General features: G+C 43.7%; 2 protein-coding genes. Both read right to left on the bottom strand.

The annotated features are described in order from the left end of the window. Window positions 1-428 (bottom strand): ABC transporter substrate-binding protein (locus tag C7R94_RS27815; protein ID WP_233220690.1); only part of this gene is annotated, 428 nt, incomplete at its 3' end. A gap of 114 nt (window positions 429-542) precedes the next feature. Next, a complete protein-coding gene (locus tag C7R94_RS27810) occupies window positions 543-1,013 on the bottom strand; it encodes an Lrp/AsnC family transcriptional regulator (protein ID WP_012686077.1) in 471 nt (156 codons plus the stop codon). Window positions 1,014-1,214: the final 201 nt, after the last annotated feature.

Genomic DNA, 1,214 nt, shown 5'->3' with positions numbered 1-1,214 from the left:
GGATCGAGAGCACGCTTCCAAGCATACTCAAAGTCATGTGCTGTTACTGGGTCACCATTGCTCCATTTCGCATCTCTGATTTTAAATGTGTAGGTTAGCTTATCATCAGAGACGGTGTAGCTCTCAGCGGCAGCTTCATGTGGCTTATCGTCGGTACCAATGCGGGTCAAGCCGTCAAAGGTTGCCAAGATAATCGCTCCTGAAGTCGTGTCCTCTGCGAGCCCTGGATCAGCTGTAGGTGGCTCGGAATGAAGGTTCATCTTTAAAACTTGTGGCTTCTTCTCAGCAGCTGGTGTTGCAGGCTGTGAAGGTGCTGGAGTTGTTCCTCCTGCCGGTGGAGCGGCAGCTGGTTGACCTCCACCGCACCCTGCCAGGGCGGTTCCTAATACAGCAATCGAGCTCACCAGTGCAAACACATTCTTTTTCAACGCAATAACCCCCAGTACGTTTTTCTTTTTTGTCTTTTTTCTGAAAATAAAGGACGAAAAAAAATGAAAACTACACGAAGCTGCTTGACTTCGGCTGGAAGGCATCAACCCCTTTCATTGCAGGGTCACCTCGTCGTCTTGAACGAAAGAGAAGGTGTCTTTGTACTGCTTCAGTTCTAGTGAAACATCCGCAGCGGCAATTCCTTCAATTTGAGAGAGTCGTTCGTTGACAAAGGTGATCAGCTCATCATTACTATGGAAACACGCTTGGATGATCAAGTCGTGCTTACCGCTATAAGCGCCTACAAAGCGTACTGCAGAGAATTTGCTTAATTTTTCTGCCACTTCTTTCTGCAAACCTAGCTTTGTGGTTAACCCGATGATAGCCTGCACATGTAATCCTAATTTCTCTGGATCGGGTTGTATTACGAATTGAAAGACTCCGTCTTGCAAAAGACGAGTGATGCGCGATCGAATTGTTCCTTCGCTCACGCCTAGTTGATGGGCGATTTCTGTATATGGGATGCGCCCATCTTCATGGAGGATTTGCAGAATCTGTCTGTCGACATGGTCCAGCTTTTTCATAAATACGATTTTCTGGGAACCTCCATCATTTTTTTACGAATTTCGCAATAATCTTTTACAAACAGTCTAATACAATAAAAGTAATCTGAAATGATAGCGGTGTCAACGAAATTTGACAAGTAGAATAATAAAACTTTATAAAGTCAATCCGAACAATAAAATATATTTTATATAATAAAAAAACGACTTACATCTTACTAT

The sequence above is a fragment of the Brevibacillus sp. NRRL NRS-603 genome (assembly GCF_003013445.1).
Classification (GTDB): Bacteria; Bacillota; Bacilli; order Brevibacillales; family Brevibacillaceae; genus Brevibacillus; species Brevibacillus formosus.
This window is presented reverse-complemented; position numbering and strand designations above follow the sequence as displayed.

Excerpts from the sequence above, each read along its gene's own strand:
- C7R94_RS27810 (WP_012686077.1), bottom strand. The coding sequence starts at position 1,013 with ATGAAAAAGCTGGACCATGTCGACAGACAGATTCTGCAAATCCTCCAT.